Origin of the sequence: Ruminococcus sp. AM31-15AC (assembly GCF_003462045.1) — a bacterium.
In the GTDB taxonomy this organism is placed as follows: Bacteria; Bacillota; Clostridia; order Oscillospirales; family Ruminococcaceae; genus Hominimerdicola; species Hominimerdicola aceti.
Map to the genome: position 1 here is coordinate 1 of NZ_QTYG01000081.1, position 6938 is coordinate 6938.

Here is a 6938-nt window from a genome sequence, read left to right on the forward strand (position 1 = left end):
TTGCTGTTCCGACCTTGGTGTTGTTTGAATAGGAAACTGTGTAATCTGTACCATTCTTCAAAGTTTTGCCGTTTAGCTTGACCGTTACACCAGGCTTCTTTGCCTTGCCATCATATGCGTAGGTCGAAGTGGAAAGTGTCACGCTTGCCTTTGAAATGCTAATTCTTGAAAGTGCAGGAATTTCAGCCGTTTCAAGAACTTTCTTGCAGACTGTACATTCCTTGTGCTTTGAGCCTTTAACTCCGATAGAAGCCGCCTTGTTGACTATCCAACCGCTTGATTTGTGACCTGTGGCGGGGATAGTTTCTGTGTAGAAGTCACCGCATGAGCAGGTGTATTTTAATGTGCCTGCGGTGGTGCAGGTGGCGTTGCTAAGAACTGTTTTTGTATAGCTGTGTTCATGATAATCGTCCAGCGCAAATGGTGAGAGCTTGTAAAGGGTCGGCGCTGAATTATTTGTGACATACCATTTTACCATGCCATCACTGCATACAATAGGTTGACAATCTGAAAGTCCGAAGGAGTGAGAAATGGCTTTGGTAACAGTTTTGCCGTTTGAGTCAACTGTCATTGTCTTTGTGACGGTCTTGCCTGTGGAACTGTTGTATTCTTCCCACATAACAAGGAACAGATTGTCATTTATCTTTATAAGCTGAGGGGTGCGGCAGGTCACTTTACTTGATGTGCCGTAGTTTGTGAGGGCAATGTTCTGTGTGCCGTTGAAAAGCTCGTCTGTGACGCTTATGTAAACATTTCTTGTCTTACAACTGCTTGAAACGTCTTTTGCATAGGCTATCAGACAGTTTCCGCTGCCAAGCTCAAAACCGCCTATTGAAGCGCCTGTGTAGTTGCTTTTGTTCATATCGAACTTAACAGGGATAGAAACGCTCACGGCTGTTGATTTTCCGTCAGCCTTATATTTTGTGAGAGTAATGCCGTTTACAGAAAGGTAAGAGCCGTTCATTGTGTAGTTGCTTGATTCTGAGTGGTCAACTCTGTAGATGTATTTTCCACTTTCGTCAGCTTTGATGAATTGGTTGAATGAGTGGCTAACATAGCCGTCTGTAAGATTTGAAACGTCATACATTGAGTCGGTCAGGGACATGGAGGATTCGTCAATGGTGAAAAGCATATTTGCCTGATGATTTATGCCGTCGTTGTCAGCATACATCTCATGGCAGGTGTAAACATAAAGCTTTCCGCCCGCTTCTTCCATTCTCAGTGAGCCTGCCGAGAACGGCTTTGTTGTATTGACACCTGAGATACTGCATGAATTTACCTTGCTCCAGCTCTTGGTGTATTTGACTACTCTTACAACTTCCTTGCTGTCGCTTTCGGAAGTGTTGTTCTGACCGAACACGAGATAGTTATAGTCTTTTCCCAAATAGAATCCACCAAATAGGTTAAGCTCTTTTGAAATAGTACGTTGTGAGATAAGCTTTTTGCCGTCTGCGGAATAGTTTTCTACCACAATGCCGCTTGATGTGTTTTCAAGCCTTGTGAGCGTTCCGTCGCTGTTTTGTACAAGATAAGAGTTTGTGACAGATGACCATGTGTTGTAATGGTTATCTGAAGCATTGTCTGTTGCTCGTCCGCTGAGTAAAGTTGCTGAGCCTTTTGTGTCGCTATCCATAGGCGTAACTGTCACTGTACAGCTTGCTTTTACGCTGTTGTCGGTGGTGGCGGTTATTGTGCATACGCCTGCCTTGTTTCCGTACACCTTGCCGTCTTTTGTAACAGAAGCAACAGAGTTATCACTGCTTGACCATGTGAAGCCGTAGTCTATATCGGAATTACTCTTTGCAGAAAGTTTAAGTCTGTCGCCCGTTTTGAGCGTGGCAGAAGAATTTGAAATCGTAACACTGCTAGGCATTTTCCAAGCAATATTCTCTGAGTAGAAATTGCCGTCAGTATCACGCTCTATGGCTGTCACAGTGCCGTTCGTATAATACAAAGCGAAAACAGGATAAGCTGTTTTATATGAAGCCACCTGCTTGAAATCATTGTTGAACTCCATAAGAGTGTTGTTGTTTACATACATGATAGTGCTGCCATTTTCGCCGTTGTATACAGTTCTTGTTCCAACGCTGTTGTAGAGATCATTTTTGTTTTCATGTTCCGCTCTTGAAACGCTTCCAAAGAGAGATAATGTATCACCTGTTGATGTATGAAATTTGGCAGATTCCACGATGTTTACAGTGCCGCTTGCAGAAGAAGTCCACGCAAGCTTGCCGTTGCCAAGCATTTGTGCATTGTCATAATGATAATCGTAATATTTCTGATAGAAATAGTCGATAGATTTATCAGACACGGTTAGTTTGTTATTTGAAATGTTTCCAAAGCCAAGGGCGTTCATTTTGTGAGTATAGCCCCAATAAACGTAATCAGCGTTTCTTTCAAAATAGAAGTTTCCGTTTGTGCTGTCAAAGCCTGAGAACTTTGTTATGGCAACATCGGTGCTGCAGGAGGACAGCTTGTTTCCGTTTGAGTCCAGCAGAAACAGATTATCGCCTTTTTCAGCACCACTGCTGTCTGTTACATAGTAATATATCCTGCCGTTATCGTCAACGCCAAAACAGTTGGGTAATTTAAAATACCATTGGGCGTATACTTGCTCACATTAACGCTTTTGGTCACCTTTTCCGTATCTGTGTCAAATGTCTTTATGTAATAAGAATATGACGAGCCCTTCACGCTGGAATTGTATGTGCTGGTATCTCTTTCGATATAATAGATCTTGGAGTTGTTGGCATATACATTTATAATGTCACCAAGCGTTGCTACAGTTCTCACGGAGTTGTTGGAAAAGCTATAGAATTTAATTAGCTTCTTGTAGTTTTCTACAGTATAATAGTATAGTCCGTTTTTAGTGGCAGAAACCACGTTTACGAAAACCTGATCGGAGCTGTTAAAAGTCAGAAAATCTGACGGCATTTTTACGGCGCCGTTTGCAGAATAAGCCTGAGCTGATATAGCGGTGTTCCCCAATATGCCGTTAATGCTTTCTGGAAGCGGAAGCAGTGCTGCAGAAGCTGTTATAACAAAAGCTGTAAGTCCTGCGGCGATCTTTTTAGTCAACATATTTATCCCTCTTTACTATGATCTTTACCCCGACCCTATGTGTATATTATACTACTTTTTTCCCTGATTTCAAGTAAAAAGCTCCGCCACAGCGAATGCCACGGCGGAGTTTTTAGGACTTTTAGGAGAAATTACTTGTTGCCTGTTGTCTTGTAAGCGTCGATCATCTTCTTGACCATCTGACCGCCTACAGAGCCGACCTCACGAGCTGTAAGATCGCCGTTGTAGCCCTGCTTGAGGTTTACGCCAACTTCGTTAGCTGCTTCCATCTTGAACTTGTTGAGTGTTTCTCTGCCTTCCTGAGTTGTGATACCTTTCATTTTCGTATCTCCTTTTCATTTGTTTTTCGGGTTTGCAATAATATTATATGTCTGCATGATTTGATTATAAGAGGTAATTTATAGAACGAAATGGGGCGGTTTTTGGAATGAAAAAAATTAAAAGCTAAAATTAGTATGATTTTAAACGGAGCAAAATTCAAAAAAATCATTTACATATAAATTATACTTCTTTTGGAAATTGTGTGATTTTGTATAGTTACTGTTTTCAATTGTCAAAATACCACTGGACACAGTGATTACATGCCCTGCACTGCTGCCGTATTTCAGCACATAACCGTTGAGATCAAGGGTGAAGGTGCGGTTGACCACTAATGTGGTGTAAATGGTAATGTCTGACGTCAGTTTGACTGTTCCGTATGAAGCTTCTCTGATTGCTGAAACCAGTTCCGCCGCTGTGGAAACTTCCGCCGTCCCACTCGCTGCCATATTATCCTTGGCAAATACACTTGTCGACACAATGCAAAGAACCATACAAAGGGTGAGCATGATACTGAGTATTCGTTTTTTTATTTTCCGTTACCTCTGTTTTCGTATATGTCGGCTCAATCAAGAGCGGTTATTGTAATGGTACCTCTGAAGCCACCGAGATAAGTATTGTATGCCGAATTTTCAAACCACAACTGCAATGTAATGTCTTTATTTGACGCATCATACATTCTGTTGAAATTAAAGGAATGTTGATCATTGGTATACGGTATTTTTGCCCCGTCTCTTTTTATTCGTGTAAGTTCCCTGCACAGATCGTCATCATAACCGTCTGTCATCTGAATAGAGTAATTGCCGCTGTTGTTGAATTCGTTTGAACCAACTTCGAGAGAACCGCTTAAGCAGACATTGTAAATATGTCCTTTTTTAAGTGTAATATTATTCATGTAGGATGAAATCAAGCCGCCCTTGTTTATTTTTTCGTAGACAGAAATATTGACACGACTGTTATTCAGTACTGTCCTCGGAGAGTTTGCCTCTCCGTAAAAATATCCCGAACAGCTGCCGTTCTGACCTGCATCTCCCTTGTCACCTTTTTCACCCTTGTCTCCCTTTTCGCCTTTGTCACCTTTGTCGCCCTTGTCTCCCTTTTCGCCGTCGATGCCGTCAGTACCGTCTGTTCCGGCAGCTTTTACGCCCGTATCGGTTTCTCCGATCCACCAGTTGCCGTTCTCGCCGATAAACGGGGTGTTGCCGTCCGCGCCATCGGAGCCGTTTTGTCCGTTTGTTCCGTCTTTTCCATCGGCTCCGTCCTTTCCGTTTATACCATCCTTGCCGTCAAGACCTTTCAAAACCGAAAGATCATACAGGTTCAGCCATATTTTATCGCCGACATAGCGCCACTGCAGGGTGTTTTCACTTACACGGAACTCCGGTGTCTTTCCGTTTGCTCCGTCTGCGCCTTTCTGCCCGGTGGGACCTGTGATGTCGGCTATCGCCACAAGGTCCTGCCACTCATCGCCCTCGTAACGCCACTGTATGTGGGTTTCAGCTCGCTGCACCTCTATGTTTTTGGCATTAATGCGTCAGTGCCGTTGATACCGTCTTTGCCGTTGGCTCCGTCTTTACCGCTGGCACCGTCAATTCCATCCTTGCCGTTTTTTCCATCGGCTCCGTCTTTACCGTCAACGCCGTCTTTTCCGTTTGTGCCGTTTATTCCGTTCTTGCCGTCAGAGCCGTCTTTACCGTTTTTACCGTCTGTTCCGTTTTCTCCGGCAGCGCCCCGCAGCTCGGTAAGCGTCACAAGGTCGTGCCAGTCGGCTTCGTCGCTGTGTTTCCACTGAATCACCGTGCCGTTGTTTCGCACCTCCGGCAGTGCGTCGCCTGTTTTTGCCGCCCTGCTCCATCCTATTGCAAGCACGCTGCAAAGCACCAAAAGAGCGGCGCAAAGCGCCAAAAGTGTACCTGTGAGTAGTTTTTTTCCTGTTTTCATCTTTTTTCCTCCGTTCGGAATTGTTTATCACGGCGGAGTTTTGCACCGCTGCCCACGCCGTAAATGAGCGGCGGTCGATCGGCTTATGCTTGGTTTGCTTTGTACTTATCCACAAACAGGGCGACCCCCTGTTTTAAGACCTCCATCTGGGTTTTCAGATAATATTCATCCTCAAACATCGCATAATGTACGCAGGCACGGACGAATATAAAGATCAGCGGCGTGATGACCGTATATGGAATGCCGATCTTTGGCTCCAGCCGCTTGGCGTACTCGGTATAGCGTTCGTTCACGCCCTCAAAGAATTTCTTGCCGTGCTCGATATACTTCGGGTGCGTATATATCTGATACATCAGGCGATATTTTTTTCCGTGCTTTTTTGCTGTCCAATACGGGACCTCCTTCACAAAACGGACAACATCCTCGGGGTCGGTGGGTGCCATCTCCATAAAGTCGTCCTCAACCTTTTCCATACAGTATGCCGTTGACTCAATGATCAGTTCGTCAAGGTTTTTAAAATACGAATACAAATTTGCTTTCGTGCATCCGCACGCATCGGCCAGTGCTTTAATTCCTGTGCCTGTGAGCCCGTTTTCCGCATAGCACTCGAAGCACTTTTCCATTAGTTCACGTTTCCGCTCATTGTGCTGTTGCTCAGTTGTTTTCATGTTGCTTCGCTCCTTTTATGCGTACCGACCGTTCGTTTATGATTAGTATAACACAGATTTGTAACAAAGTCAAGAATTGTTCGAAAAATGAAGAAAATAAAGTTTCAACATGATCTCATAAAAAAAGTCCTTACAGCAGAAAGAAAATAGCGGCTTACCTCAACGCTCAAAACCGTACTAATAAATATGTTCATAAGACGTATGGAAAGAGGGGATAGGCTTATTGACTTCCCATGTCCTCATATGATATAATAAATTCATATTAACACAACATTTCTGTTCAGGGGGTATATCAAATGAAAAAGCAAAATGCAGGGCTTATCGCTCTGAGTATCGTTTTTATTCTTATGGGTGGTTTCTCTACTATCTATAATCTCAGCAAGTATGTTTCAAACAGGGTTTTCATGTCAAGTGCTGAGAAAACCACAGGCTATGTGAAGTGGATAGACCATGAGTTGAAAACTTGGGGACATAACAAAAAGGCAAGCAACAAAGCTGAAACATATTACATAACTGTCGCTTTTGATGTTGGCGGCAAGGAGTACACAAGAGAGATCTTCACAGGCACGTATTATGTGAGTCAGAACGAAAAAGTGAACGTGTATTACAACACAGATAAAAATGGTGAGCCTGATAAGGTCGTGACCGATATTGATAATGATAAAAGACCGTATCTTACTTGGCCGCTGATACTTTTGCTTGGCATTGTGCTACTTGTGCTTACTAAGAAAAATATTATCTCAGTGGGGAGAAAAAGATAAAAAAGTAATCATTAAAATAGTAACCAAAAGAAACTTTGTGCAACTAAATAACAGAAAAGCAGAAACCTGCTAAGAAAAATCAATAGGCAAAATGAACAAAGTTGAGAAAAGAAGCAAAGGAAAAAACGATATAGCAAAGCTGACGTTTGAAGGAAGTATTCAAACGCCC

At 43.2% G+C, this 6938-nt stretch carries 8 protein-coding genes; 1 reads left to right on the plus strand and 7 read right to left on the minus strand.

What is annotated here, in order from left to right:
- The 7 genes from DW793_RS15520 to DW793_RS13520 form a co-directional block, all read right to left on the minus strand.
- Nucleotides 1-2356 (minus strand): Ig-like domain-containing protein (locus DW793_RS15520; protein WP_252969901.1); only part of this gene is annotated, 2356 nt, incomplete at its 3' end.
- Between the two features lie 179 nt (nucleotides 2357-2535).
- Nucleotides 2536-3081: a hypothetical protein gene (locus DW793_RS13495; protein WP_118158452.1), complete on the minus strand. Its 546-nt coding sequence runs from the start codon at nucleotides 3079-3081 to the stop codon at nucleotides 2536-2538.
- 131 nt (nucleotides 3082-3212) lie between these two features.
- Nucleotides 3213-3401, minus strand: a complete 189-nt coding sequence (locus DW793_RS13500) for an alpha/beta-type small acid-soluble spore protein (protein WP_046440070.1) — start codon at nucleotides 3399-3401, stop codon at nucleotides 3213-3215.
- Nucleotides 3402-3542: 141 nt separating this feature from the next.
- A complete protein-coding gene (locus DW793_RS13505) occupies nucleotides 3543-3848 on the minus strand; it encodes a pectate lyase-like adhesive domain-containing protein (RefSeq protein WP_181988383.1) in 306 nt (101 codons plus the stop codon).
- 116 nt (nucleotides 3849-3964) lie between these two features.
- The gene (locus DW793_RS13510) at nucleotides 3965-4909 is read right to left on the minus strand and encodes a hypothetical protein (RefSeq protein WP_118158454.1); all 945 of its coding nucleotides are present in this window, start codon (nucleotides 4907-4909) and stop codon (nucleotides 3965-3967) included.
- 2 nt (nucleotides 4910-4911) lie between these two features.
- Nucleotides 4912-5340, minus strand: a complete 429-nt coding sequence (locus DW793_RS13515; RefSeq protein WP_118158455.1) for a collagen-like protein — start codon at nucleotides 5338-5340, stop codon at nucleotides 4912-4914.
- A gap of 83 nt (nucleotides 5341-5423) precedes the next feature.
- Complete coding sequence (locus DW793_RS13520) at nucleotides 5424-6008, minus strand: TetR/AcrR family transcriptional regulator (RefSeq protein WP_046440066.1); 585 nt, start codon at nucleotides 6006-6008, stop codon at nucleotides 5424-5426.
- Between the two features lie 296 nt (nucleotides 6009-6304).
- On the opposite strand from DW793_RS13520, the gene DW793_RS13525 reads away from it, so the two are divergent.
- Entirely contained in the window at nucleotides 6305-6769 is a 465-nt protein-coding gene (locus DW793_RS13525) for a DUF3592 domain-containing protein (RefSeq protein ID WP_022287567.1), read from the plus strand.
- Nucleotides 6770-6938: the final 169 nt, after the last annotated feature.